24 protein-coding genes are annotated in these 24,896 nt (G+C 64.7%); 18 read left to right on the top strand and 6 right to left on the bottom strand.

Annotated features, from left to right (window positions below; translation table 11 throughout):
• Positions 1–22: 22 nt before the first annotated feature.
• Both ACXYMR_RS08895 and ACXYMR_RS08890 read right to left on the bottom strand, forming a co-directional pair.
• On the bottom strand, positions 23–691 hold the full coding sequence (locus tag ACXYMR_RS08895; RefSeq protein ID WP_458942498.1) for a DUF2306 domain-containing protein: 669 nt from the start codon (positions 689–691) through the stop codon (positions 23–25).
• Positions 688–1,398 (bottom strand): DUF2306 domain-containing protein, encoded by a 711-nt coding sequence (locus ACXYMR_RS08890; RefSeq protein WP_458942497.1) that lies wholly within the window; start codon positions 1,396–1,398, stop codon positions 688–690. The genes ACXYMR_RS08895 and ACXYMR_RS08890 overlap by 4 nt, the downstream gene beginning before the upstream one ends.
• Before the next feature lie 168 nt (positions 1,399–1,566).
• Here ACXYMR_RS08890 and ACXYMR_RS08885 point away from each other — a divergent pair, with 168 nt between their 5' ends.
• Positions 1,567–2,739 carry a helix-turn-helix domain-containing protein gene (locus ACXYMR_RS08885; RefSeq protein ID WP_458942496.1) on the top strand — a complete coding sequence of 391 codons (1,173 nt, stop codon included), beginning with the start codon at positions 1,567–1,569 and terminating at the stop codon, positions 2,737–2,739.
• 284 nt (positions 2,740–3,023) lie between these two features.
• Positions 3,024–4,388 (top strand): DEAD/DEAH box helicase, encoded by a 1,365-nt coding sequence (locus ACXYMR_RS08880; protein WP_458942495.1) that lies wholly within the window; start codon positions 3,024–3,026, stop codon positions 4,386–4,388.
• Between the two features lie 77 nt (positions 4,389–4,465).
• On the opposite strand, the gene ACXYMR_RS08875 is transcribed toward ACXYMR_RS08880, so the two are convergent.
• The 4 genes from ACXYMR_RS08875 to ACXYMR_RS08860 all read right to left on the bottom strand — a co-directional run bounded on the left by ACXYMR_RS08875 (position 4,466) and on the right by ACXYMR_RS08860 (position 7,860).
• Positions 4,466–6,016 (bottom strand): AbgT family transporter, encoded by a 1,551-nt coding sequence (locus ACXYMR_RS08875; protein WP_458942494.1) that lies wholly within the window; start codon positions 6,014–6,016, stop codon positions 4,466–4,468.
• A gap of 134 nt (positions 6,017–6,150) precedes the next feature.
• Positions 6,151–6,921 (bottom strand): EAL domain-containing protein, encoded by a 771-nt coding sequence (locus ACXYMR_RS08870; protein ID WP_458942493.1) that lies wholly within the window; start codon positions 6,919–6,921, stop codon positions 6,151–6,153.
• Between the two features lie 54 nt (positions 6,922–6,975).
• On the bottom strand, positions 6,976–7,698 hold the full coding sequence (locus ACXYMR_RS08865; RefSeq protein WP_458942492.1) for a DUF599 domain-containing protein: 723 nt from the start codon (positions 7,696–7,698) through the stop codon (positions 6,976–6,978).
• A 33-nt stretch (positions 7,699–7,731) separates the two neighbouring features.
• Entirely contained in the window at positions 7,732–7,860 is a 129-nt protein-coding gene (locus tag ACXYMR_RS08860; protein WP_458942491.1) for a hypothetical protein, read from the bottom strand.
• A 356-nt stretch (positions 7,861–8,216) separates the two neighbouring features.
• On the opposite strand from ACXYMR_RS08860, the gene ACXYMR_RS08855 reads away from it, so the two are divergent.
• Genes ACXYMR_RS08855 through ACXYMR_RS08780 form a run of 16 tightly spaced genes read left to right on the top strand, consistent with a single transcriptional unit; the run spans position 8,217 to position 24,894 of the window.
• Complete coding sequence (locus ACXYMR_RS08855; RefSeq protein WP_458942524.1) at positions 8,217–8,585, top strand: NADH-quinone oxidoreductase subunit A; 369 nt, start codon at positions 8,217–8,219, stop codon at positions 8,583–8,585.
• Positions 8,586–8,588: 3 nt separating this feature from the next.
• The gene (locus ACXYMR_RS08850) at positions 8,589–9,155 is read left to right on the top strand and encodes a NuoB/complex I 20 kDa subunit family protein (protein ID WP_458942490.1); all 567 of its coding nucleotides are present in this window, start codon (positions 8,589–8,591) and stop codon (positions 9,153–9,155) included.
• A 13-nt stretch (positions 9,156–9,168) separates the two neighbouring features.
• Positions 9,169–9,783 carry an NADH-quinone oxidoreductase subunit C gene (locus ACXYMR_RS08845; RefSeq protein WP_458942489.1) on the top strand — a complete coding sequence of 205 codons (615 nt, stop codon included), beginning with the start codon at positions 9,169–9,171 and terminating at the stop codon, positions 9,781–9,783.
• A gap of 3 nt (positions 9,784–9,786) precedes the next feature.
• Positions 9,787–10,989, top strand: a complete 1,203-nt coding sequence (locus ACXYMR_RS08840) for an NADH-quinone oxidoreductase subunit D (protein ID WP_458942488.1) — start codon at positions 9,787–9,789, stop codon at positions 10,987–10,989.
• On the top strand, positions 10,986–11,651 hold the full coding sequence (gene nuoE, locus ACXYMR_RS08835; protein ID WP_458942487.1) for an NADH-quinone oxidoreductase subunit NuoE: 666 nt from the start codon (positions 10,986–10,988) through the stop codon (positions 11,649–11,651). The genes ACXYMR_RS08840 and nuoE overlap by 4 nt, the downstream gene beginning before the upstream one ends.
• A gap of 2 nt (positions 11,652–11,653) precedes the next feature.
• Complete coding sequence (gene nuoF / locus ACXYMR_RS08830) at positions 11,654–12,964, top strand: NADH-quinone oxidoreductase subunit NuoF (RefSeq protein ID WP_458942486.1); 1,311 nt, start codon at positions 11,654–11,656, stop codon at positions 12,962–12,964.
• A 19-nt stretch (positions 12,965–12,983) separates the two neighbouring features.
• Positions 12,984–14,324, top strand: a complete 1,341-nt coding sequence (locus tag ACXYMR_RS08825) for a hypothetical protein (RefSeq protein ID WP_458942485.1) — start codon at positions 12,984–12,986, stop codon at positions 14,322–14,324.
• Positions 14,324–16,429, top strand: a complete 2,106-nt coding sequence (gene nuoG / locus ACXYMR_RS08820; RefSeq protein ID WP_458942484.1) for an NADH-quinone oxidoreductase subunit NuoG — start codon at positions 14,324–14,326, stop codon at positions 16,427–16,429. Before ACXYMR_RS08825 ends, nuoG begins: the two co-directional genes overlap by 1 nt.
• Before the next feature lie 3 nt (positions 16,430–16,432).
• Positions 16,433–17,506 (top strand): NADH-quinone oxidoreductase subunit NuoH, encoded by a 1,074-nt coding sequence (gene nuoH / locus ACXYMR_RS08815; RefSeq protein WP_458942483.1) that lies wholly within the window; start codon positions 16,433–16,435, stop codon positions 17,504–17,506.
• Positions 17,507–17,511: 5 nt separating this feature from the next.
• Positions 17,512–18,000: an NADH-quinone oxidoreductase subunit NuoI gene (nuoI, locus tag ACXYMR_RS08810; protein ID WP_458942482.1), complete on the top strand. Its 489-nt coding sequence runs from the start codon at positions 17,512–17,514 to the stop codon at positions 17,998–18,000.
• A gap of 40 nt (positions 18,001–18,040) precedes the next feature.
• A complete protein-coding gene (locus ACXYMR_RS08805) occupies positions 18,041–18,652 on the top strand; it encodes an NADH-quinone oxidoreductase subunit J (RefSeq protein ID WP_458942481.1) in 612 nt (203 codons plus the stop codon).
• Positions 18,652–18,960 carry an NADH-quinone oxidoreductase subunit NuoK gene (gene nuoK / locus ACXYMR_RS08800; protein WP_458942523.1) on the top strand — a complete coding sequence of 103 codons (309 nt, stop codon included), beginning with the start codon at positions 18,652–18,654 and terminating at the stop codon, positions 18,958–18,960. The genes ACXYMR_RS08805 and nuoK overlap by 1 nt, the downstream gene beginning before the upstream one ends.
• 6 nt (positions 18,961–18,966) lie before the next feature.
• Positions 18,967–21,162 (top strand): NADH-quinone oxidoreductase subunit L, encoded by a 2,196-nt coding sequence (gene nuoL / locus ACXYMR_RS08795; protein WP_458942480.1) that lies wholly within the window; start codon positions 18,967–18,969, stop codon positions 21,160–21,162.
• A gap of 1 nt (position 21,163) precedes the next feature.
• Entirely contained in the window at positions 21,164–22,678 is a 1,515-nt protein-coding gene (locus ACXYMR_RS08790; protein ID WP_458942479.1) for an NADH-quinone oxidoreductase subunit M, read from the top strand.
• 12 nt (positions 22,679–22,690) lie between these two features.
• On the top strand, positions 22,691–24,139 hold the full coding sequence (nuoN, locus tag ACXYMR_RS08785) for an NADH-quinone oxidoreductase subunit NuoN (RefSeq protein WP_458942478.1): 1,449 nt from the start codon (positions 22,691–22,693) through the stop codon (positions 24,137–24,139).
• A 5-nt stretch (positions 24,140–24,144) separates the two neighbouring features.
• A complete protein-coding gene (locus tag ACXYMR_RS08780; protein WP_458942477.1) occupies positions 24,145–24,894 on the top strand; it encodes a biotin--[acetyl-CoA-carboxylase] ligase in 750 nt (249 codons plus the stop codon).
• The last annotated feature ends 2 nt before the right edge of the window (positions 24,895–24,896 follow it).

Raw genomic sequence — 24,896 nt, 5'->3', positions numbered from 1 at the left:
AGAGCCAGTGAGTTGCCTGATCTCAAGATGGCCGGCTCCGCGGCCGGCGCAGGCGGACCAGATTCCCCAGAAGCAGCGCTGCGACCGCCAGCACCGGGGCAGCCATGAGCGCCGGGTGCTGCACGGCGTCCGGCAGGACGTGACTGTTGCCGAAGAAGAAGATGAACGTGGCGATCAACAGGCCGAGACCCATTCGGCCGGCATGGCGCGCCAGTTGCCGCGCACGCGACGGCCGGTCGGTCCTCGCATAGCTGAGGTCGAAAACCATCATCGGCGTTGATACCGCAGCCAGGACCAGGAAGGCGGCCGGGGGCAGGTCATTGATCTGTCCGTCGGGCGAGTTGGCAGCGGCTAGGGCCCCAAGCAGGCAACCGGCCGTGATCAGGCCGGAACACAGGCCGCTGTAGACTGTCAGGACGCGCCTGGATCGGGTGGGCGTGCCGGCCGCGGCCCAGCCGCTGGTTACGGCGTATGCCGCCAGGGCCGCCAGGAAAACCGTGAACAGGATGGAGCGTGACAGGCTCATCCACAGGCCCGACAGGCACAGCAACAGCATGCAGTAGAAGAAGGCCTGGCCGGACAATCGGTGGATAGGGCCGCCCTTGGGAGAGAGGAAAGCGGCAAAGCCGCCCAGAACGGCCAGGGTGCCGACGCCAAGGTGGAGCTGTGCGATCAGGGCGGGTTCGATCATCGTGCCGACTCCGCGCCCGTGCTTCGGCGCCGCGGCCACAGGGTGTAAGCCAGCCAGAACAGAAGCAGGGCCAAGGTCACCAGCTCGGGCAGGGCCAGCAGGCCGGACTGCTGCAGCGCTTCCGGGAAGGCCGAGGCACCGGGCCCGGTGAAGGCCGAACCAACGGCGATGAAATAAGCCAGACACAGGCGCCAGAGGTGGCGGGCGATGCGGTGGGGACGGGAAAGCCGGGGGTGGAACAGCACACGCAGGTCACCGCCCAGCCCCAGGGCCACGAGGACAGCGAGAAACATGTAGTCGGTCGGAGGGAAGCCGAGGACGCGGCCGCTGGCGCTGAACATGGCCAGCAGCGCGAGGCCCGCGAGGCCCGCCAGGTTGGCTGCGTTGACGATCGCCAAGAGTCTGACCGGCCTGCGCTCGAGCGCGGACCGGCTGCGGGCGGCGTGGCGGCCGCTGGCCACCAGGTAGAGAGCCAGGATGCCGGCATGGGCGGTGATGTAGAATTCCCCGGCGTGGGCAACACCGAGGGCGATGCCCGGTATGGTCGAAACCGTCATTGCCACCGCAAAGACATTGCCGCCTGCGCGGTGCAGGGGGCGGCCCTTGGGCGCGGCAAGGGCGAGAGCTCCGGCGATCACCGCGACGCTGCCGGCAATGATGTGAATGACAGTGAGATAGTGCCAGGCGGCTGGCATCAGATCGGACATGCTTGCACTCTTGCTGACTGGGGCCCTGGTCGGGCTCGACAGGCCAGACCCTGTCCGCTCGCGCCGTGTGTGTCGTCCGAGCGGGCAGGCGAGGACAAAACTTTTGCCGCCGGACCAAAGCCGCCCGGCGTGCGGATGAGGCTAGGGCGGGGACAGGGGTGAGCCGAGATGGCTGAGATCGGGGTAGCAAACGGGGCGCTGGCGCTATCGGCCGCGGTACTCGGTGTCGCTGCGGTGGCGATTCTGGCCAGCGCGCGAATGGCGGGGCGGGGCCAGCGATCGAGCCTGGCCATTCTGCACGCATTGGTCGCGGTTCTGGCCGCCGGACCGCTGGTCGGTGCCTTCCTGCCCGGCTTGGCGCCGGCCCATTTGCTGGTGATGCTGCCGGCACTGATGGCCCTGCCGGTCTGTGTCCGCCGCTATGCGGAGCGCCTGGTCGGCGCGGCGCCGGCGCGCGGGCTGGCCTGGTGGCGGCGCTGGAGTCCGACCCTGGCCGGGGCTGTGCTGGTGGCGGGATTCCTCGCGCTGCCATCGTCCCAACGCCTTGCCATACTGGTGGACGGCGCTGATCCCGTCAGCCTTCCCGGGCTGATATGGGTGCTATGCGTGTTTGTGCTGATCCTGGCCTGGTGCGCGCGGACGATGTGGGATGGCTGGCAGACGGCACGGCTATTGCGGCGCTACCGAAACGCGCTGAAGCATCGGTATTCAAACACAGAAGGCCTGGAAGTGCGGGAGTTCGACGTGCTGCTCGGCGTGCTGGCTGTCGGCTGGGTGCTGATCGTCGGCAGTCTGGTGACAGATAATCTGTGGGGGTTCAGCCTGGCGCCGCTGGAAGGCGTGCTGGGACTCGGCCTGGCGTTCGAGGCCAGTCTGCTGCTTGCAGGTTTGACAGGTCCGGGTCGGGCCGAGGCAGGAGCGGAGTCGCGGGGTGTGCCGGAGCCAGCCGGCAAATATGGCCGTTCGGCGCTGTCGGCGGAGCAGGCCGCGCGGATAGCCGGCAAACTGGAGCGCGTTATGCGCGACAGCCGCCTGTACGAGGATGCCAGCCTGTCGCTGGGTAGCCTGGCCAAGGCGGTCGGGGCGGCTCCCAACTTGGTGTCGCAAACGCTCAATGAAACCGTGGGCGAGACCTTCTTCGATTTCGTCAACCGGTGGCGTGTCGAGGCTGCCAAGCCGCGCCTGCTCAGTGGACGCGAGACGGTGCTGGACACCGCCCTGGCGGTCGGTTTCAACAGCCGCTCGACCTTCTACAAGGCGTTCAAGCGCAATGTCGGCTGTACCCCGCGGGCCTACCGGCAGCAGGCGGGAACGGCCGGGGATCGTGGCGAACCTGCATAAACCATGCGCTGAATTCGTTTGCATGCCCGGGCGAAACGTGTGACACGGGCCTCACGATCATCCCGTGTGTAGGGAAACCGAAGGGTTTCCAGGCGGGGCGACGTTGGCAAGACAATCGTGTGGTTGACCGTTTCGAGGTCCCCCGATCGCGTATTGATCCCTGCCACCCGAGGCGCTCCGGCGCCGCCCGAACTGGCAGCTGATCTACGCAAGCTTCCGACATTATCCCTGTTGCCGACGCGCCGGAGAACCGGCTGCGCGGCCGTATCTGAAAGTATTTCCCTTTGACTCAATTTACCGATCTCGGCCTGGCCGAACCCATTCTGCGCGCTCTCACGGACGAGGGTTACGAAAGCCCGACGCCGATCCAGGCGCAGGCCATTCCCGCCCTCATCGACGGCCGCGACCTCCTGGGCACGGCCCAGACCGGTTCCGGCAAGACGGCGTCCTTCGTGCTGCCGCTGCTGCACCAGATTGCCAATGAAAAGCAGCGTCCGGGGCCCAAGTGCTGCCGCGCCCTGATCCTGTCGCCGACGCGCGAGCTGTCGGCCCAGATCCTGGAAAGCGTGCGCACCTATGGCAAGCATATGCGCGTGTCCTCGACCCTGGTCGTGGGCGGCGTGAAGCCGGGTCCGCAGATCCGCGCCCTGGCCAAGGGCGTCGACATCCTGGTGGCAACGCCGGGCCGCCTGCTCGACCATGCGCGTTCCGGCGCGGTCAAGCTGGGTGACGTCAAGACGCTGATCCTCGACGAGGCCGACCAGATGCTCGACCTGGGCTTCTTCCCGGCCATCCGCCAGGTCGTGGCCCAGTTGCCGGCCAAGCGCCAGACGGCGCTCCTGTCGGCGACCATGCCCAAGCCGATCCGGGCCCTGGCGCACGAGCTGCTGGACGATCCGTTCCAGATCGCCGTCGACCCGGTGTCCAAGCCGGTCGACCGTATCGACCAGCAGATGCTGCTGACCTCGAAAGAGGCCAAGAAGGACCTGCTGCTGGAGATCCTGTCCGACCGCTCGGTCGAGCGCGCCATCGTCTTCACCCGCACCAAGCACGGCGCCGACAAGGTGCAGAAACACCTGGTGAAGTACGGCCTCAAGGCAGCGGCGATCCACGGCAACAAGAGCCAGGCCCAGCGCATCAAGGCGCTCGACGGCTTCAAGACCGGCGCGATCAAGATGCTGGTGGCCACCGACATTGCGGCGCGCGGTATTGATGTCGACGGTGTCTCGCACGTGATCAATTACGAGCTGCCGAACATCCCGGAAAGCTATGTCCACCGCATCGGGCGGACGGCGCGGGCCGGCAAGAGCGGTGTGGCGATCGGCCTGTGTGATCCCAGCGAGCGCGAATATCTCAAGGATATCGAGAAGCTGACCGGCCTCACGATCGAGAAGGAATTCATTACCGACGAGGCTGAATTCCACCGCCTGGCCGATCTGGAAAAGCCGGCCAAGAAGAAGCGCCGCGGTGGCCGCAAGTCCGGTCCCCACCTGGCCCAGGGCCAGCCGCGCCAGAACCAGGCGCGCAACGGCCAGGGCGGCGGTCGTCCGGGCGGCCAGGGGCGTCCGGGTGGCCAGGGTCGACCGGCCAGCCATGGCCGAAACCGTCGACCGGGCCGGTCAGCGGCGGCCCCGGCTTCCGCCAGCTAGCGGCGGCGCCAATCTGCACACAAAAAGACGCCTCCCCGACTGTTCGGGGAGGCGTTTTCCGTTTCTGGCGGCGTCGCCTATGGCGTGGCGACAGCCGCGCCTTCCGGCAGGGTGTAGAAGAATTCCGCGCCCGCCGGGCCGAGCGGCAGGCCGAGGGCGAACCAGATACCCATCAGCACCATGGACGAGACCAGGATGGCCAGCGAGTAGGGCAGCATGGTCGCAATCAGGCTGCCCAGCCCGAAGTCCGGCACATAGCGCTGGGCGAATACCAGGACCAGCGGCAGGTAGGGCATCAGCGGGGTGATGATATTGGTCGCCTGGTCGCCCATCCGGTAGGCGAGGGTGGAGGCTTCGGGCGATATGCCCTGCAGCATCAGCATCGGCACCAGGACCGGCCCGATCAGGGCCCATTTGGCCGAGGCTGAACCGATGAACAGGTTGAGCACCGCAACCACGAGGATCATGGCGATCAGCAGGACCGGGGCGGGCAGGTCGAGCTGGCCGAGCACCTCGCCTCCGCCAATGGCGGTCAAAATGCCGAGGTTCGACCAGTTGAACAGGGCGATGAAGTGGGCCATGGCGAAGGCCAGGATGATGTACAGACCCATGTCGGCCATGGATTTGGAGGCCATCTGCACCGCGTCACGGTCGGAGCGGATGGTGCCGGCGGCGATGCCGTAGGCCAGGCCCATCGCCAGGAAGGCAATGAAGATGATGGCGACCAGGCTGTTGAGCAGCGGCGCGTAGGGATTGTCCAGATTGGTCGGGTCCTGCAGCGTCTGGCCGGGACCGAAGACGAGGAACAGGGTCAGACCGGTCACGGCCAGCAGGGCCAGGCCGGACCAGCGCAGGCCGCTGCGTTCCGGCTTGGACAGCTCGCCATTCTCATTGTCCGGAGCCTTGAAGTCGGCGCTGGGTGTCCACGGGCCGAGGCGGGGTTCCACGACGAGATCGGTGACCAGGGTGACGACGACGATCAGGACCGGGGTCAGGGCGGCGGTGAAATACCAGTTGCCGGTCAGCGCGATCTCGGCGTCGGGGACGAGGAATTGCGCCGAGCTCGTGGTGATGCCGAACAGGAGGGCTTCCAGGGCGCCGACCACGAGGTTGGCCGAGAAGCCGGCCGACACGCCGGCGAAGGTGGCAGCCATGCCGGCCACCGGGTTGCGGCCGGCAGCGGCGAAGACAATGCCGCCGAGCGGGATGAGCACGACATAGCCGGCGTCGACGGCGAGATTGCTCATGATGCCGGCGAACACCAGGGTCGGGGTCAGGAGGAATCCGGGGATGCCGCTGACCAGGCTGCGCAGGCCGGCCCCGAACAGGCCGGCGCGCTCGGCCAGGCCGGCACCGATCATCACCACGAGGACCATGCCGAGCGGGTGGAAGCTGGTGAAGGTGTCGGGCATTTCCAGCAGCAGGCGCTGGATGTTGGCCGGTGAGAGCAGGTTCTGGGCCACCACCGTGTCGCCGGTCAGCGGGTGGACGGCTTGCAAGCCGGCGAGCGCGGCGATGACCGAGGCGACCATGACGACGCCGATCAGGATGACGAAAATGGTGACCGGGTCTGGCAGGCGATTGCCAGCGCGCTCGACCGTGTTGAGGATGGCCGTACCTATTTTCATTGTCTGTCCCCCAGCTCAAAGAATCGTCTGGTCCGCAATCTGGACGCAAACCGGCTGGGCGGGCAACTCCTGTCCGGGCGGGCCAGGGTCCGGGCGGATGAAATCAGGGCGCCGGGGAGGGCCGGGTCTCGGCGTCAGGCGGCCATGGCCTGGAGGATCCGGCTGTCGGGATAGTAGTCCTCGAGCAAGGGCTTGGTGAAGAGATAGCCTTGGATCAGGCTGATGCCGAGATGTTTCAGGGTGGCCATTTCGGCAACCGTCTCGATGCCCTCGGCAATCACCACGATGTCGAGTTCCCGGCACAGTGTCACCATCGACCGGACGATCGCCTGGCGGCGCTTGTCGCTGTCGATCCCACGCGTCAGATGCATGTCGAGCTTGATGAAGTCGGGCTGCAGGTCGGCCAGCAGATTGAGACCGGAATGCCCGGCACCGAAATCGTCGATCGCGGTACGGAAGCCGTGCTGGGCATATTCCTGCATGATGGCCTTGAGCTTGCCGCTGTCGGTGACCGCTTCGGTCTCGGTGAACTCGAATATGATGTTGGTGAGCGGAAAATCATGGCGGCGAGCGGCGGCCAGGGTGGCGCGGATGCAGTTGGCCGGCTCGTACACCGCATTGGGCATGAAGTTGATGGTGATTGGAGTCGGTATGCCGATTTGTGACGCGGTGCGGATGGCCGTGATCCGGCATTTCTGGTCGAAGCTGTAGCGATTGAACGAGTCGACGGTCGCGAGGACGTCTCCGGCACCTTCGCCGTCCGGCCCGCGCAGCAGGGCTTCATGGGCAAAGACGCTGCCCGCCGCAATATCCACGATCGGCTGGAAAGCCATGCGGATCGGCGTTGCAAAGGCGCGCCCCTCTCGCTTGGAGCAGAGGCTGCATGAGGCTGGAGTGGCCGACATAAGGCGCTCCGGATGATTGCTCCCTCGATGTTATCGACCAAGGACCTTAAACAATCATGATTTCCGGGGCATGGCATCGATACTGGCCATCGCGTCCTCGTCCGCCGTCATCGCCGCGGCGAGGGCGGGGCCGGAGAACTGGCGCAAGGTCAGAATGCCGGTGACCAGCAGCGTCATGCCGATCTGGGCCCAGGGGCCCGCGATCCAGGCCAGATAGCCGATCGACAGAAACAGCGTGCGCAGGCCGCGATTGAACTGGCGGCCGGCGGCCACGCTCATGGCGCCGGCCCGGTAGGCGGCGCGCAGGGTGGCCTCGTCGGGCTCTCCGTCACGCTGGATATCCGGCGTCGCGCCCAGCAGCATGGCGGAATAATTGACCAGCCGGTAGGACCAGCCGAACTTGAAGAAGGCGTAGGCGTACAGGCCGAGCAGGCCCAAGGTCATGACTTCCCACTGCTGACGCGAACTCGCCGTAAACAAGGGTACGTCATTGACCGCGGCGATCACCGGGTCGAGCGCGGTCAGCAGCGTGAAGGCGGCACCGATGCCGAGCAGGGCAGTGGACGCAAAGAACGCGATGCCGTTCTGCAGGCCGGCGATGATCTGGCCGTCCATGATGCGCACGGTGCGCCCGGCCATGTGGATCATCCAGCGCTTGCGGTGCACATCCATGGCCCGCGTCAACGTGTACTTGGCAAGCGGACTGTGATCGACGAGCCATGAGAAGGCCCCTGCGATCACCAGAAAGCCAAGGACACCGATATAGTCGTTGAGCATGGCCGGATGCGCCGCTTCAGCCGCGGGTCCGGATCAGGTCCAGACCGCGAAGATTGCAAACAGGGCGATGACCGCCGCGACGGTCCCGACCACGAGGACCCATTTGACGCCCAGCCCCTTGGTGGCCTGCGTCGCTTCAACTTCGTCGAGTTTTTCGGTCATGAACATCTCCTTGCGCCGATGGACCGACAGCTAGCCCGGCCGCCGGACAGGTCAAGCCAGCCCAATTCGGTCCGACGATGGTGGGATGATTCAAACAGCTTTCCACCATGATGCAAGTTGATCCTTTGCGATCCGGCGCTGCAAACGGTTCGCATTTGCGAAAAATCCAGTCGGGGTGCGGCAATTGGCACTGACGCCAGCGGCCTTTAGCCCTTGCTCCTCGCGTCGCAGCACACTAGCTTCCGCGCCAAATCGGGCAGGGGGCCTGCTTGGCATCACATTTCCGTTTCGAGACGGAATTTGCCAGCATTGCAAGGCCTCCCCGCCCATCCGCACGCAACGAGGCGAGGTTGGCGATGGACGCGCTGCTTCTCGATTATCTGCCGATTCTGATTTTCTTCGGTCTGGCTGCCGCGATTGGTCTGGGCTTCATGCTCGCCGCATTCGTGATCGCTCCGTCGAAACCGGACCCGGAAAAAGTCTCCACGTATGAGTGTGGATTCAACGCATTCGACGATGCGCGCATGAAATTCGACGTGCGCTTCTATCTCGTCGCCATCCTGTTCATCATCTTCGACCTCGAGGTCGCCTTCCTGTTCCCCTGGGCGGTCAGCCTGCGCGAGCATCTCGGCGAGTTCGAATTCTGGTCGATGATGGTCTTCCTTACCGTGCTCACCGTCGGCTTCATTTACGAGCTGAAAAAAGGCGCGCTGGATTGGGAGTAGTCCATGAGTTCTGATCTGACCCCCCACGCCGGCATGGCCGGCCGTGCCACCGTGCCGGGCTATGATCCCAAGAAGCACGACCCGTTCTTTGACGGTGTCAGCGATCAGCTGGCCGACAAGGGCTTCGTGGTGGCGGCGGCCGATGACCTGGTGACCTGGGCGCGCACCGGCTCGCTGATGTGGATGACCTTCGGCCTGGCGTGCTGCGCGGTGGAAATGATGCAGGCTTCCATGCCGCGTTATGACGTCGAGCGCTTCGGCTTTGCGCCGCGCGCTTCCCCGCGCCAGTCGGACGTGATGATCGTCGCCGGCACCCTGACCAACAAGATGGCTCCGGCCCTGCGCAAGGTCTACGACCAGATGCCCGAGCCGCGCTACGTCATCTCCATGGGCTCGTGCGCCAATGGCGGCGGCTATTACCATTATTCCTATTCCGTCGTGCGCGGATGCGATCGCATCGTGCCGGTCGACGTCTATGTGCCGGGCTGCCCGCCGACCGCGGAAGCGCTGGTCTACGGCATTCTGCAATTGCAGAAGAAAATCCGTCGCGAAGGCTCGATCGAGCGCTAGGAGAGCAGGGCAGATGAGCGAATCCCTCAAACTTCTCGGTGAGCACATTGCCGCGGCCCAGGACGCGGCGGTGACGGCCTGGAATATCGAGCACGGCGAGCTGACGGTGCACATCCACCGTGACCGCATCGAGCCGGTGCTGACCTTCCTGCGTGATGACGCGGCGTGCCGCTTCACCAGCCTGATCGACATTTGCGGTGTCGACTATCCCGGCAGACCGGATCGTTTCGAAGTGGTCTACCACCTGCTGTCGATGCACCAGAACCACCGCATCCGCGTCAAGCTGAACACGGACGAGGAAAACCCGGTGCCGTCGGTGGCCGAGCTCTATCCGGTCGCCAACTGGTTCGAGCGCGAGGCCTTCGACATGTACGGTATCGTGTTCTCCGGTCATCCGGACCTGCGTCGCCTGCTGACCGATTACGGTTTCGAAGGCTATCCGCTGCGCAAGGACTTCCCGCTCACCGGCTATGTCGAAGTGCGCTGGGACGAGGAAGAGAAGCGCGTGGTCTACGAGCCCGTCGAGCTGGTCCAGGAATACCGCGACTTTGACTTCATGAGCCCGTGGGAAGGCGCCAAATACGTCATCCCGGGTGACGAGAAGGCGTTCGAAGGGAAGGGCAAGTAGACCATGGCCGATATCGAAACCCCCACCTCGGAACGCAATTTCACGATCAATTTCGGACCGCAGCACCCGGCCGCGCACGGCGTGCTTCGCCTGGTGCTGGAGCTGGACGGCGAAGTCGTCGAGCGCGTCGATCCCCATATCGGCCTGCTGCATCGCGGCACCGAGAAGTTGCTGGAACACAAGACCTATCTCCAGGGCATCGGCTATTTCGACCGCCTCGACTATGTGGCGCCGATGAACCAGGAGCACGCCTTCTGCCTGGCCGCTGAACGGCTTGCCGGCATTGAGGTGCCGCGCCGGGGCCAGTTCGTGCGCGTGCTGTACTGCGAGATCGGCCGGATACTGAGCCATTTGCTCAACGTCACCACCCAGGCCATGGATGTCGGCGCGCTGACGCCGCCGCTGTGGGGCTTCGAAGAACGCGAAAAGCTGATGGTGTTCTATGAGCGCGCCTCTGGCAGCCGCATGCACGCGCACTACTTCCGCCCGGGCGGCGTGCACCAGGACCTGCCGCCGCAGCTCATCCAGGATATCCGCACCTGGTGCGACACCTTCCCCAAGGCGCTGGATGACATTGACAGCCTGCTGACGGAAAACCGCATCTTCAAGCAGCGCAATGTCGATATCGGCGTGGTGTCGAAGGAAGACGCGCTGGCCTGGGGCTTCTCCGGCGTCATGGTGCGCGGTTCCGGCCTCGCCTGGGACCTGCGCCGCGCGCAGCCCTACGAAGTCTACAACGAGCTCGAATTCGACGTCCCCATCGGCAAGAATGGCGATTGCTATGATCGCTATCTGTGCCGCATGGAAGAGATGCGCGAGAGCGTGAAGATCATAATCCAGTGCTGTGACTGGCTGATGCAGCCGGAGAATGCCGGCGAGGTCCTGGCCACGGACAGCAAGTTCTCGCCGCCGCGCCGGGCCGAGATGAAGCGCTCGATGGAAGCGCTGATCCAGCACTTCAAGCTCTACACCGAAGGTGTGCACGTCGAGGAGGGCGAGGTCTACGCCGCCGTCGAGGCGCCCAAGGGCGAGTTCGGCGTGTACCTCGTCTCGGACGGCTCGAACAAGCCGTACCGGGTCAAGATCCGCGCGCCCGGCTATGCCCATCTGGCGGCCATGGATTATCTGAGCAAGGGCCACATGCTGGCCGACGTTTCGGCGATCATCGGGTCGCTGGACGTGGTCTTCGGGGAGATCGACCGATGAGCGTTCGCCGCCTCGCCAAGCAGCAGCCGGACAGCTTTGCCTTCAATGCGAAGAGCGAAGATGAGATCAAGTTCTGGTTGAAGAAGTACCCGGAAGCCAAGAAGGCGTCAGCGGTTATTCCGATGCTCTGGATTGCCCAGAAGCAGGAGGGCTGGGTGCCGGAGCCGGCCATCCGCCTGATCGCCGAGCGCCTCGAGATGCCGTATATCCGCGTCTACGAGGTCGCCACCTTCTACACCATGTTCAATCTCGCCCCGGTCGGCGAGCACCTGGTCCAGGTGTGCGGCACCACGCCGTGCATGCTGCGCGGGGCCGAGGACCTGATGAAGGTGTGCGAGAAGCGCATCGGCAAGCGCCACGAGATCTCCGCCGACGGCAAGTTCACCTGGGTCGAGGTCGAGTGCATGGGCGCCTGCGCCAATGCGCCGATGATCCAGCTCGCCAATGCCGATGGCGACCATTACATCGAGGATCTGACGCCGGAAGGCTTCGAGCAGCTGCTCGACGATCTCGCCGCTGGCAAGGACGTCAAATACGGGCCGCACTCCGACCGCAACGCGTCGGAACCGCACGGTACCGAACTCCTGACCGACAAATCGCTCTATGACGGGTCGCGCGCGGAGAAATTCACGCTGCCGAACACCCAGAAGGCGGAGGGCTGAGCATGACCCAACTCCTCCAGGACAAGGACCGGATCTTCACCAATCTGTTCGGTCACCACTCGCCGGATCTTGACGCCGCCAAGCAGCGCGGCGCCTGGAACATGACCGGCGAGATGCTGCAGCAGGGCCGGGACTGGATCATCGACAACATGAAGGCGTCGGGCCTGCGCGGCCGCGGCGGCGCCGGTTTCCCGACCGGGCTGAAATGGTCCTTCATGCCCAAGGAAGTGGGCAAGCGCCCGCACTACCTGGTGGTCAATGCCGACGAGTCCGAGCCGGGCACGTGCAAGGATCGCGAGATCATGCGGCACGACCCGCACCTCCTGATCGAGGGCTGCCTGATCGCCTCTTTCGCGATGCAGGCGCACGAGTGCTACATCTATCTGCGCGGCGAATATGTCACCGAGCGCCTGGCCATGGAGAAGGCCGTCCGGGAGGCCTATGAGGCCAAGCTGATCGGCGATGACAACGTGCATGGCTGGGACTTCCACGTCTACATCCATCACGGCGCCGGCGCCTATATCTGCGGCGAGGAAACGGCCCTGCTGGAAAGCCTGGAAGGCAAGAAGGGCCAGCCGCGTCTCAAGCCGCCATTCCCGGCCAATGCCGGCCTCTACGGCTGCCCGACCACGGTCAACAATGTGGAATCGATTGCCGTCGCCGGCACCATCCTGCGCCGCGGCGCCGAGTGGTTCGCCAGCTTCGGGCGCGAGCGCAATGTCGGCACCAAGATCTTCTCGATCTCCGGCCATGTGAACAAGCCGTGCAATGTCGAGGAAGCCATGTCGGTGCCGATGAGAACGCTCATCGAGACCCATGCCGGCGGCGTGCGCGGCGGCTGGGACAATCTCAAGGCGGTGATCCCGGGCGGTTCGTCCGTGTCGCTCCTGCCCAAGGATATCTGCGACGACGTGCTGATGGATTTCGACGCCCTGGCAGCGCACAAGTCCGGCCTCGGCACCGCCGCCGTCATCGTCATGGACAAGTCGACCGACGTGGTGAAGGCGATCTCGCGCATCTCCTATTTCTACAAGCACGAAAGCTGCGGCCAGTGCACGCCGTGCCGCGAGGGCACCGGCTGGATGTGGCGTGTGCTCGAGCGCATGGCGCGCGGCGAGAGCTCGACGGAAGAGATCGACATGCTGCTCGACGTGGCTGGCCAGGTGGAAGGCCACACGATCTGTGCGCTCGGTGACGCGGCAGCGTGGCCGGTGCAGGGGCTGATCCGCCACTTCCGCCACGAGATCGAGGACCGCATCAACAATTACCGCGCCGGCAAGCCGGTGTTTGTCAGCCAAGTCGCAGCGGAATAGGGCCGGGTTAGCCGTTCACATGGTCAAGACCGCCGTCATACACATCGGGACCGAGAAGACCGGGACCACGACGATCCAGGATCTGATCCATCAGAACCGGGAGCGTCTGTGTGAGGCGGGCTATGTCGTGCCGGGCATTCTGGGCGGGACCAATCATGCGCGTCTGGCGGCGTATGCCATGAGTGACGGGGGCTCCAGGACGGACCTTCATGCGCGGTTCGGCCTGGTCAATCCGGAGCAGCGCGAGCGCTTTGATGCGGCGGTCGAAGACGATGTTGCAAAGCTCATCGCGCAGTGCCCGGAAGACTGCACGGTTCTCGTTTCGAGCGAGCATCTGCAAAGCCGCCTGTCGACGGTCGAAGAGGTTGCCAAACTCAAGCGCCTGCTGGACCGTCATTTCGATAAGGTCAAGATTATCGTCTACTTGCGCCGGCAGGACGAAGTGGCGGTCAGCCTTTATTCGACGCGGCTGAAAGCAGGTAACCCGAACAAGGCACCAATTTTCCCGGCGGCCGGCGCGCCGTACTACGATTATGCCGCCTTGGTGGAGCGCTGGACGCGGACCTTCGGTCGCGATGCCGTCGATGTCCGGCTGTTTGAGCGGGACCAGTGGGTAGGCCGGGACCTGGCCGCCGATTTCCGCGTGGCCGCGGGGATTGATGGCTTGGACGGGCTGACGCGTCCGGCTCGGCGGAACCGGTCCCTGTCGGCGTTCGGGCTCGCCTATCTGACCGCTTTCAACCAGCATGTACCTGGCCGTGTGGATGAACGGCTCAATCCGGACCGCGGAGACCTGATTGCCATCCTGGAAGCCAATTATGCCGGCGAGCACCGCCCGGTGAGTGCCGCCAAGGCCCGCGCCTTCTATGACAGCTTCAAGGCCGGCAATGATGCCCTGCGCCGGGAGTTTTTCCCCGGTCTCGAGCGTGACAGCCTGTTCCACGAGGACTTCAGCGCTTACCCCGAGGCCGAGGAAGCGATTGAGTATCCCTTCGAAATGGCGGTCGAAGCGAGCGCGCACCTGTGGAAGGGCGCCGCCGTCAGACTGCGTGAAATGCGGGCGGAAAACTGGTATTTGCGCGGCGAGGTGAGCATGCGCGAAGCTGACTACTCTCTTGCAGTCAGCCACTTCCAAAAAGCCATCGCGATCCATAAGACGCCGCCGAAGCGCTATCTGGACGCAATAGAATCAGCGGAGGCCTGCGCCGCAGCTTCCGGTCCGGCTCATATGGCCCGCATGGCCAAGCACCATGTGCTGAAGGCCGCGATGACCCTAAAGGCGATTGTCCGCAACCTGTTTGTTGCGACGCCGACCACCAACGAGCCGGCTGAAAGCGCCGGACGGCCGAGGATTAAGTGATGAGCGACGAACTCCGCAAAATCATCATTGACGGCGAAGAAGTCGAAGTACCGGCTTCCTACACGCTGTTGCAGGCGGCCGAGACGGCCGGGCGGGAAATTCCGCGGTTCTGCTATCACGAGCGCCTGTCGGTGGCCGGAAACTGCCGCATGTGCCTGGTCGAGCTGGTCGGCGCGCCCAAGCCGGCGGCGTCCTGCGCCATGCAGGTCAAGGACATGCGCGGCGGCCCGAATGGCGAGCTGCCGGCGATGAACACGCTGTCGCCGATGGTCAAGAAGGCGCGCGAAGGGGTGATGGAGTTCCTGCTCATCAACCACCCGCTGGACTGCCCGATCTGTGACCAGGGCGGAGAATGCGACCTGCAGGACCAGTCTCTGGTCTATGGCCGTTCCGGCTCGCGCTATCCGGAGAACAAGCGCGCCGTCGAAGACAAGGAGATGGGCCCGATCATCAAGACGGAGATGACGCGCTGCATCCAGTGCACGCGCTGCGTCCGCTTCGTCACAGAGGTCGCCGGCTCGCCTGAAATCGGCATGATCGGCCGCGGCGAGGACGCCGAGATCACCACCTACCTGGAAAGCGCGGTCACTTCGGAACTGTCGGGCAATGTCATCGATTTGTGCCCGGTCGGCGCGCTGACTTCGAAGCCCTATGCCTTCAATGCCCGTCCGTGGGAGTTGAAGAAGACCGAGAGCATCGACGTCATGGACGCGCTGGGCTCGAACATCCGCCTCGACGCCCGTGGCGCTGCCGTGCTGCGCATCCTGCCGCGCGTGCACGAGGGCGTGAACGAGGAATGGATCTCCGACAAGACGCGCTACGCCTGGGAAGGCCTGGGCCGGCAGCGTCTCGACAAGCCGTATGAGCGCAAGGGCGGCAAGTTGGCCGCCATCGACTGGGGCCGGGCCCTCACGGTGGCCACCGAGAAGCTGGGCGGCGACGCCTCGCGGATCGGCGTGATCGCCGGTGATCTGTGCTCGGTGGAAGAGATGAAGGCCGCCAAGGACCTGTTCACGGCCCTCGGCGTGAGTTCGCTGGATTGTCGCCAGGACGGCGCCCGGCTGGGTGGCGGTGCGCGTGAGGAATACCTCTTCAACACCACCATCGCCGGCATCGAGGAGGCCGATGCCATCCTCATCATCGGTGCCAATCCGCGCGTCGAGGCGGCGGTGCTCAATGCGCGCATCCGCAAGACCTGGCTGCACAATGACACCAAGGTCGGGCTGATCGGCGAAGCCGTCGACCTGTCCTACGAATACGAGCATGTCGGCACCTCGACCAGCGACCTGGCGGGGCTGAAGCGCAAGCGCTCAGGCTTCATCAAGACGCTCAAGGATGCCCAGCGGCCGATGATCATTCTCGGCGGCAGCGCCCTGGTCGGCGAACAGGCCGCGCAGGTTCTGCGCGCGGCCGGCGAGCTGGCCGATGCGGTCGGTGCGGTCGCCGATGGCTGGAACGGCTTCAACGTGCTGCACACGGCGGCCAGCCGTGTCGGTGGTCTCGATCTCGGTTTCCTGCCGGGCGAGGGCGGCAGAGACGTCGCCGGCATCCAGGCGGCGGCGCAGGCCGGCGAGCTGGACACGGTGGTCCTGTTGGGCGCCGACGAGCTCGACATGAGCCAGTTCGGCGATGCCTTCGTCATCTATGTCGGCAGTCATGGTGACAATGGCGCCCACCGCGCGGACCTGATCCTGCCGGGCGCCGCCTGGACCGAACAGGATGGCATGTTCGTCAACACGGAAGGCCGGGTCCAGCTGGCCCAGCGGGCCGTCTTCCCGAAGGGCGAGGCCAAGGAAAACTGGGCCATCTTCCGCGCCCTCTCGGAACGCCTCGGTCACACCCTGCCGTATGACAATCTGGTGCAGCTGCGCCAGGACCTGTTCGACAAGCATCCGGTCTTTGCCGGCATCGACCACGCCCCGGGCTCGGCCACGGCTGGCGCGTTCGCGGTCAAGACCATAGGCAAGGACGGCGAGCTGGCGGCGGCGGACTTCGCCCCGGCAGTGCGCAGCTTCTATTTCACCAACCCGATTGCCCGGGCATCCAAGACGCTGGCGGAATGTGCCGCCCTCGCTGCGGATCCGGCCAAGCTTGCGGCGGAGTAAGCGATGAGCGGTTTCATCGAACAATTCGGCGTCTGGGGCGGGGTCGGCATGGCCGTGCTGCAGATCCTCGGCTTCATGATCGTCCTGCTGGTCTCGCTGGCCTTCCTGCTGCTGATGGACCGCAAGGTCTGGGCCGCGGTGCAGATGCGCAAGGGCCCGAACGTGGTTGGCGCCTTCGGCCTGCTGCAGTCCTTCGCCGACTTCTTCAAGTTCGTGTTCAAGGAGATCGTGGTACCGGCCGGGGCGGACCGCTCGCTCTACCTGCTGGCGCCGCTGATCACGCTGATCCTGGCGTTTGTGACCTGGGCCGTGGTGCCTGTGGCGCCGGGCTGGGTGATCGCCGACATCAATGTCGGCATCCTCTACCTGTTCGCCATGTCGTCGCTGGGTGTCTACGGCATCATCATCGGCGGCTGGGCCTCGAACTCGAAATACCCCTTCCTCGGCGCCATGCGCTCGGCGGCGCAGATGGTGTCCTACGAAGTCTCGATCGGCTTCATCATTGTCACCGTGCTGCTGTTCTCCGGTTCGATGCGCCTGAGCGACATCATCGAGATCCAGGCCGGCGGCTTCTGGAACTGGAATTTCCTGGCTTTCCACGCCTTCCCGCTGCCGATGTTCCTGGTCATGCTGCCGATGGCGGTGATCTTCTTCATCTCGGCACTGGCCGAGACCAACCGGCCGCCCTTCGACCTTCCGGAAGCGGAATCCGAACTCGTGGCGGGTTACCAGGTCGAGTATTCCTCGACCCCCTACCTGCTGTTCATGGTCGGCGAGTATCTCAACATCGTTCTGATGTGCGCCATGACCACCATCCTGTTCTTCGGTGGCTGGAATGCGCCGTTCCCGGACGGTTTCGTCAATGACTGGCCCTACCTGGCCTCGCACGCCTGGCACTTCTTCTGGTTCGCCGCCAAGGTCGTGTTCTTCTTCTTCATGTTCGCGATGGTGAAGGCGCTGGTGCCGCGCTACCGCTATGACCAGCTGATGCGTCTGGGCTGGAAGATCTTCCTGCCGACCTCGCTGGCAGCGGTCGCCCTGGTCGGCGCTGCCGTCGTCTACGGCCCGCAAGGATAATGCCCATGAGCCGTTTCCAACAAGCCATTCGCGGTGCCCTCCTGATGGACTTCTGGTCCGCCTTCGGGCTCGGCATGACCTACTTCTTCAAGAAGAAGGCGACGCTGAACTACCCGTTCGAGAAGGGACCGCTGAGCCCGCGCTTCCGGGGCCAGCACGCGCTGCGCCGCTATCCCAACGGGGAAGAGCGCTGCATTGCCTGCAAGCTGTGCGAGGCGGTGTGTCCGGCCCTGGCCATCACCATCGAGGCCGAGCCGCGCGAGGACGGGTCGCGGCGCACCACGCGCTACGACATCGACATGACGAAGTGCATCTATTGCGGCTATTGCCAGGAAGCCTGCCCGGTCGACGCGATCGTGGAAGGTCCGAACTTCGAATTCGCGGCGGAGACCCGCGAGGAACTGTTTTACGACAAGGCAAAACTGCTCGAGAACGGCGATCGCTGGGAACGGGAAATTGCCAAGAATCTGGAACTAGACGCGCCGTACCGCTGATCAGCGGCGACACGACGTGTAATCAACGCAAGAGGGCGCCATGCTCGCATCTTTGGCCTTCTGGGCCTTTTCCGGAGTGGCAATCCTGTCGGCCCTGATGGTCGTCATTGCCCGTAACCCGGTCAGGTCCGTCATGTTCCTGATCCTGGCCTTCATTTCGGCGGCCGGACTGTTCGTGCTGCTCGGCGCCGAGTTCCTCGCCATGCTGCTGATCGTGGTCTATGTCGGCGCCGTCGCCGTGCTCTTCCTGTTTGTGGTGATGATGCTCGACGTCGACTTTGCCGAGCTGCGCCAGGGGATGTGGTCACACCTTCCGCTGGGCGCGCTGGTGGCACTGGTCCTGGCCGCGGAGCTGGCGATGATCGGCTTCACCTGGCAGGCCGCGCCGCAGGCCATGGCGCTGCGTGACGCGGTGATGCCGGGCGACATGTCGAACGTGGAAGCCCTCGGCACGCTGATCTATGACGATTACGTCTACTTCTTCCAGATCGCTGGCCTGGTGCTGCTGGTCGCCATGATCGGCGCCATCGTGCTGACCCTGCGCCACAAGCCGGGCGTCAAGCGCCAGAGCGTCTCGGCCCAGGTCGGCCGGGACCGCAAGGACGCGATCGACATGCTGGATATCAAGCCGGGACAGGGGATTGGGGAATGATGGAAGTCGGGCTGGGACATTATCTCGCCGTTGCGGCGATCATGTTCACCATTGGTGTCTTCGGCATCTTCGTGAACCGCAAGAACGTCATCATCATCCTGATGTCGGTCGAGCTGATCCTGCTGTCGGTCAATATCAATCTCGTGGCGTTTTCGAGCTTTCTCGGCGATCTCGCCGGCCAGGTCTTTGCCCTGTTCGTGCTCACGGTGGCGGCAGCGGAAGCTGCGGTCGGCCTCGCCATTCTCGTCGTCTACTTCCGCAACCGGGGTGATATCTCGGTTGAGGGCGTCAACTTGATGAAGGGCTAGGGGACCATGGCACCCATCATCGTCTTCGGGCCGCTCCTGGCCTCGATCTTTGCCGGCCTGTTCGGCAATTATGTCGGTCATCGCGCCGCGCAGATCGTCACCACGGGTGCGGTCCTGCTGTCCGCGATCCTGTCCTGGTTCGTCTTTTTCGACGTCACCTTCGGCGGCAATGCCACAACGATCCAGCTCGCCACCTGGATGAGCGTCGGCTCGTTCGACGTGTCGTGGGCGATCAAGCTGGACAGCCTGTCGGCGGTCATGCTGGTCGTCATCAACACGGTGTCCGCCCTCGTGCACGTGTACTCGTGGGGATACATGGAGCATGACCCGCACCGGGCGCGCTTCTTCTCCTACCTGTCGCTGTTCACCTTCGCGATGCTGTCCCTGGTGACCGCGGACAACTTCCTGCAGCTGTTCTTCGGCTGGGAAGGCGTCGGCCTGGCCTCCTACCTGCTGATCGGTTTCTGGTACAAGAAGAAGTCGGCCAATGACGCGGCCATCAAGGCCTTCGTGACCAACCGGGTCGGCGATTTCGGTTTCGCCCTCGGCATCATGGCGGTGTTCATGGTGTTCGGTTCGGTCGGCTTTGAAGACGTGTTCTCCTCGATCGGCGCGGCCGATGCGGCGCGGCTGGAGTTTGCCGGCATGAGCCTGCCGGCGATGGAACTCATCGCCTTCCTCCTGTTCATCGGTGCAATGGGCAAGTCGGCCCAGTTCTTCCTGCACGTCTGGCTGCCGGACGCCATGGAAGGCCCGACGCCGGTGTCAGCCCTGATCCACGCCGCCACCATGGTGACGGCGGGCGTGTTCCTGGTGTGTCGCTGCTACCCGATCTTCGAGGCGGCCCCGGCGGCCTCGGCCTTCGTGACCATCATCGGCGGCGTCACGGCCTTCTTTGCGGCCACCGTCGGCGTGGCCCAGAACGACATCAAGCGGGTGGTCGCCTATTCGACCTGTTCGCAGCTCGGCTACATGTTCTTCGCCGCCGGTCTCGGCCTGTACGGCGCGGCCATGTTCCACCTGTTCACGCACGCCTTCTTCAAGGCGCTGCTCTTCCTCGGCTCGGGCGCCGTCATCCACGGCCTGCACGACGAGCAGGACATGCGCAAGATGGGCGGCCTCTACAAGATGATGCCCTACACCTGGATCATGATGCTGATCGGCACGATTGCGCTGACCGGTGTCGGCCTGCCGTTCGCCATGCTCGGCGTGCCGTTGATCCCGGATCTCGGCTTCGCCGGCTTCTTCTCCAAGGATGCCATCATCGAGGGGGCCTATATCGCCAGCCTCGAGGGCGTGCCCTACGGCATGCTGGCCTTCTGGATCGGGGTTGTGGCGGCGCTGCTGACCAGCTTCTACTCCTGGCGCCTGATCTTCATGACCTTCCACGGCACCTATCGCGGCGACAAGCACACCTACGAGCACGCGCACGACCCGAAATGGCCGATGGCGCTGCCGCTGCTGGTGCTGGCCGTGGGTGCGATCCTGGCCGGTGGCCTGTTCCGCTCCAGCTTCATCGGTGACGGTGCCGAGGGCTTCTGGCACGGCGCCGTGCCGGCGGCGCACCACGCGCCCGTGGAGGACCATCCGGTCGGTTATGGTGACGGGCACGCGGTCGATGCCGCGGACGATCATTCGGTCGCCTCCGACGATCACGCCGTTGCTGAGGCCGGTGACCACGCCGTCGCGGCGGACGATCATGCCGTGGTCGCCGACGATCATGCCGCTGCTGGCAGCCATGCCGTCGAAGACGAGCACGGCGCAGCCGACGGGCACGGCGATGCCGGAGGCCACGGCGCGGCGCATCCGCCGGTCTGGGTCCTGCTGGCACCGTTTGCGGTGACCCTGCTGGGCTTCCTCGGTGCGGTCTACGCCTACCTGATCCGTGAAGGGCTGGGCGCCCGCATCGCGGCCCGCGGCGGTCCGCTGCACGCCTTCCTCTACAACAAGTGGTATGTCGACGAGATCTACCATTTCGTCTTCGTGCGCGGCGCGCGCGGCCTGGGTGACCTGTTCTGGAAGATCGGCGACGTGAAGCTGATCGACGGGCTGGGCCCCAATGGTGTGGCCGGCACGACGCTGGCCACGGCCAAGCGCATCGCCTCCGGCCAGTCCGGTTTTGTTTACCACTACGCATTCGTCATGCTGATCGGCATCCTCGGCTTCACGCTGTGGATCGTGGCCGGCGCAGGAGGCCTGTAAGATGTTCGGCGAGTTCGAAGCCTTCCTTTCCGTCCTCACCTTCGTCCCGGCCATCGGTGCGCTGGTCATCATGCTGTTCCGCTTTACGGCGCGGCCTGAAGACCAGGCCCTGATTGACCGGAATTCGCGTGGCGTGGCCCTGATCGCGACCATCGTGACGCTCCTGCTGTCCGTGCTTCTGGTGTGGAATTTCGACACTGAAGTGGCCGGCTTCCAGTTCGTCCACGAGGTGACCTGGCTGGCCGAGATCGGCCTGGGTTACCGCATGGGCGTGGACGGGCTGTCAGTGCTGTTCGTGCTGCTGACGGCCTTCCTGATGCCGATCTGCATCCTGTCGTGCTTCTCGGTGAAGAAACGCGTCGCCGACCTGATGATCGCCTTCCTGTTGCTGGAAACGCTTATCATCGGCGTGTTCACGGCACTCGACCTGGTGCTGTTCTACATCTTCTTCGAAGGTGGCCTGATCCCGATGTTCATCATCATCGGCGTGTGGGGCGGGCAGAACCGGATCTATGCCGCGTTCAAGTTCTTCCTCTACACCCTGCTCGGCTCGGTGCTGATGCTGGTGGCCATGGTGGTGATGTTCCTCCAGGCCGGCACCACCGACATCACCGTGCTGCTGGAGACCGAGTTCGCCCGCGAGGCCCAGATGTGGATGTGGCTGGCCTTCTTCGCCTCGTTCGCGGTGAAGATGCCGATGTGGCCGGTCCACACCTGGTTGCCGGACGCCCACGTGCAGGCGCCGACGGCGGGTTCGGTGATCCTGGCCGGCGTGCTTCTGAAGCTGGGCGGCTATGGCTTCCTGCGCTTCTCGCTGCCGATGTTCCCGGAGGCCTCGGACTATTTCGCGCCGCTCGTCTTCGTGCTGTCGATCATCGCCATCATCTACACCTCGCTGGTGGCCTTCCGGCAGACCGACATCAAGAAGCTGATCGCCTATTCCTCGGTGGCGCACATGGGCTTTGTCACCATGGGCCTGTTCGCGATGAACGAGATCGGTGTGCAGGGCGCCATCTACCAGATGATCTCGCACGGTGTGATCTCGGGTGCGCTCTTCCTGTGTGTCGGCGTCATCTATGACCGCATGCACACCCGCGAGATCGCCTTCTATGGCGGCCTCGTGCACCGCATGCCGGTGTATGCGGCGATCTTCGCCCTGTTTGCCATGGCCAATGTCGGCCTGCCCGGCACGTCCGGCTTCATCGGCGAGATCATGACCATGGTCGGGGCCTTCCAGGTCGACTGGTGGATCGCCACCGGCGCCGCGGTCGGTGTCATCCTGTCGGCCATGTACATGCTGACGGTGTACCGCAATGTCGTGTTTGGCGAGCTGACCAACCCGAAGCTCGAGACGATCACCGACATTTCGCGCATGGAATGGGTGATGTTCGTGCCGCTGATCATCATGACCCTGCTGCTCGGCCTGTTCTCCACCCTGATCACCGACATCACGGCGGCTTCGGTCGGCAATCTGATTTCCAATTATGATGCGGCGCTTGCCGCGTCTGGCCAGTAGGAGAAGCGAGCCATGACGGCCGACATGCTTTCCCGGGACCTTTCGCTCCTTCTTCCCGAACTGATCCTGGCCGGGGGCGCTATGGCGCTCCTGATGCTGGGGGTCTTCCTCAAGCGCGACGGCGATACCGTCGAGCGCCTGGTGCAATGGCTGACCATCGGCCTGCTGGTCGTGGCCGGCCTGGTGGCCTTGCTGGGTGTTGAGGGCGAGGGGACGGCGTTCGACGGCGGCTTCGTGTTTGACGGGCTGGCGAAGTTCTCCAAGGTCGCGGTGACCTTCATTGCCGCCATCGCCCTGCTGATCGCCATGCCCTACCTGCGGGCCGAGAAGCTCGGCAAGATCGAGTTTCCGATCCTGATGGCGCTAGCCGTCACCGGCATGGTGATGATGGTCTCGGCCAATGACCTGATCTCCATGTACATGGCCATCGAGCTGCAATCGCTGGCGCTCTATGTTCTCGCGGCGTTCAACCGCGACAGCCTGCGGGCTTCGGAAGCCGGCCTGAAGTATTTCGTGCTTGGTGCCCTGTCCTCCGGCCTGCTGCTGTACGGCGCCTCCCTGGTCTACGGCTATGCCGGTGCCACCGGATTCAACGAGATCGCCGTGGCGGTGCAGGCAGGGCCGAGCATCGGCCTGGTCTTCGGCCTCGTCTTCGTGATCTCCGGCCTGGCCTTCAAGATCTCCGCCGCGCCCTTCCACATGTGGACGCCCGACGTCTACGAAGGTGCCCCGACGCCGGTCACCGCCTTCTTCGCCACGGCACCGAAATTCGCCGCCATGGTATTGCTGGCCCGGGTCCTGCTGGAGCCGTTCGGCGCGGTCGTCGACCAATGGCGCGACATCGTCTGGATCATCGCCGTGCTGTCCATGGGCATCGGCTCCTTCGGCGCCCTGATGCAGCAGAACATCAAGCGCCTGATGGCCTATTCCTCGATCGCCAACATGGGCTATGCCCTGGTCGGCATCGCGGCGGCGAGCCAGACCGGCCTGTGGGCGCTGCTGGTGTTCATGTCGCTCTACATCATCGCCTCGATCGGCTCCTTCTCGGCCATCCTGTCGATGCGTACCCGCGAGGGCATGGTCGAGCAGGTTTCCGACCTGGCCGGGCTGGCCCAGCGCAATCCGGGCCTCGGCTGGTCGCTGACGGCGCTGATGTTCTCGATCGGCGGCCTGCCTTTCCTGGTCGGGTTCTTCGGCAAGTTCTTCCTGATCTATGCCGCGGTCGAGGCCGACCTGTTGATCCTGGCCGTCCTGACGGTGCTGTTCTCGGTTGTGGGCGCGGCCTACTACCTGCGCATCGTCAAGGTGATCTGGTTCGATGACAGCGAAGTCGAGTTCGTGCCGGCGGCGCCGAGCGTGTACTGGGTGACGCGCCTGGCGGGCCTGTCGACGGTGCTTCTGCTGCCGGTCATGGGCTGGCTGGTCTACCGGGCGACCACGGTCGGTCTGACTGTTCTCTAGCCGGTGTGAGCGACTCTTTCCCGCGACTGGACTGGGTTGAAGAGACCGGCTCGACCAATGCCGACATGCGCCAGCGGGCCGAGGCCGGCGAGCGCGGTCCGGTGTGGCTGGCGGCGCGGCGCCAGAGTGCTGGTCGCGGACGCCGCGGCCGGGTCTGGACCGGCGGAACCGGCAATCTGCTGACCACCGGGCTCTACACGCTCAATGTCGGCGCCGCCGCCGCGGCGGAACTGTCTTTCATCGCGGCCCTCGCGGTCGGCGAGATGAGCGATGCGGCGCTGGCGGGGCGGGCCCGGACGCGACTGAAATGGCCCAATGATGTCCTGATCGACGGCCGCAAGCTGGCCGGTATCCTGCTGGAATCCGGGGCGGCGCCGGGGGGCGGACTGTGGCTGGCGGTGGGTATAGGCGTGAACCTGGCGCATTTCCCGGATGACAGCGAACGCCCGGCGACGAGCCTGGCTGCGCACGGCGTGACCCTGTCGCCGGAAGCGGCGCTGCCGCGCCTGGTCGAGGCGTTCGAGCGTTGGCGCCTGCGCTGGCAGACCCAGGGTTTCGGTCCGGTGCGCGATGCCTGGCTGGCGCGCGCCCACGGGCTGGGCGAGCGCTGCGAGGTTCGGCTGGCCGGTGAGACGCTGCATGGCAGCTTCGCCGATCTGGCGCCGGACGGCACGCTGCGGCTCGACTTGGACGGTGGCGGCCGACGGTATATCTCGGCAGGCGACGTGTTTTTTCCCGAGCCGGCGAAAGGCTAGCC

Source organism: Maricaulis sp. CAU 1757 (genome assembly GCF_054482675.1).
This window is presented reverse-complemented; position numbering and strand designations above follow the sequence as displayed.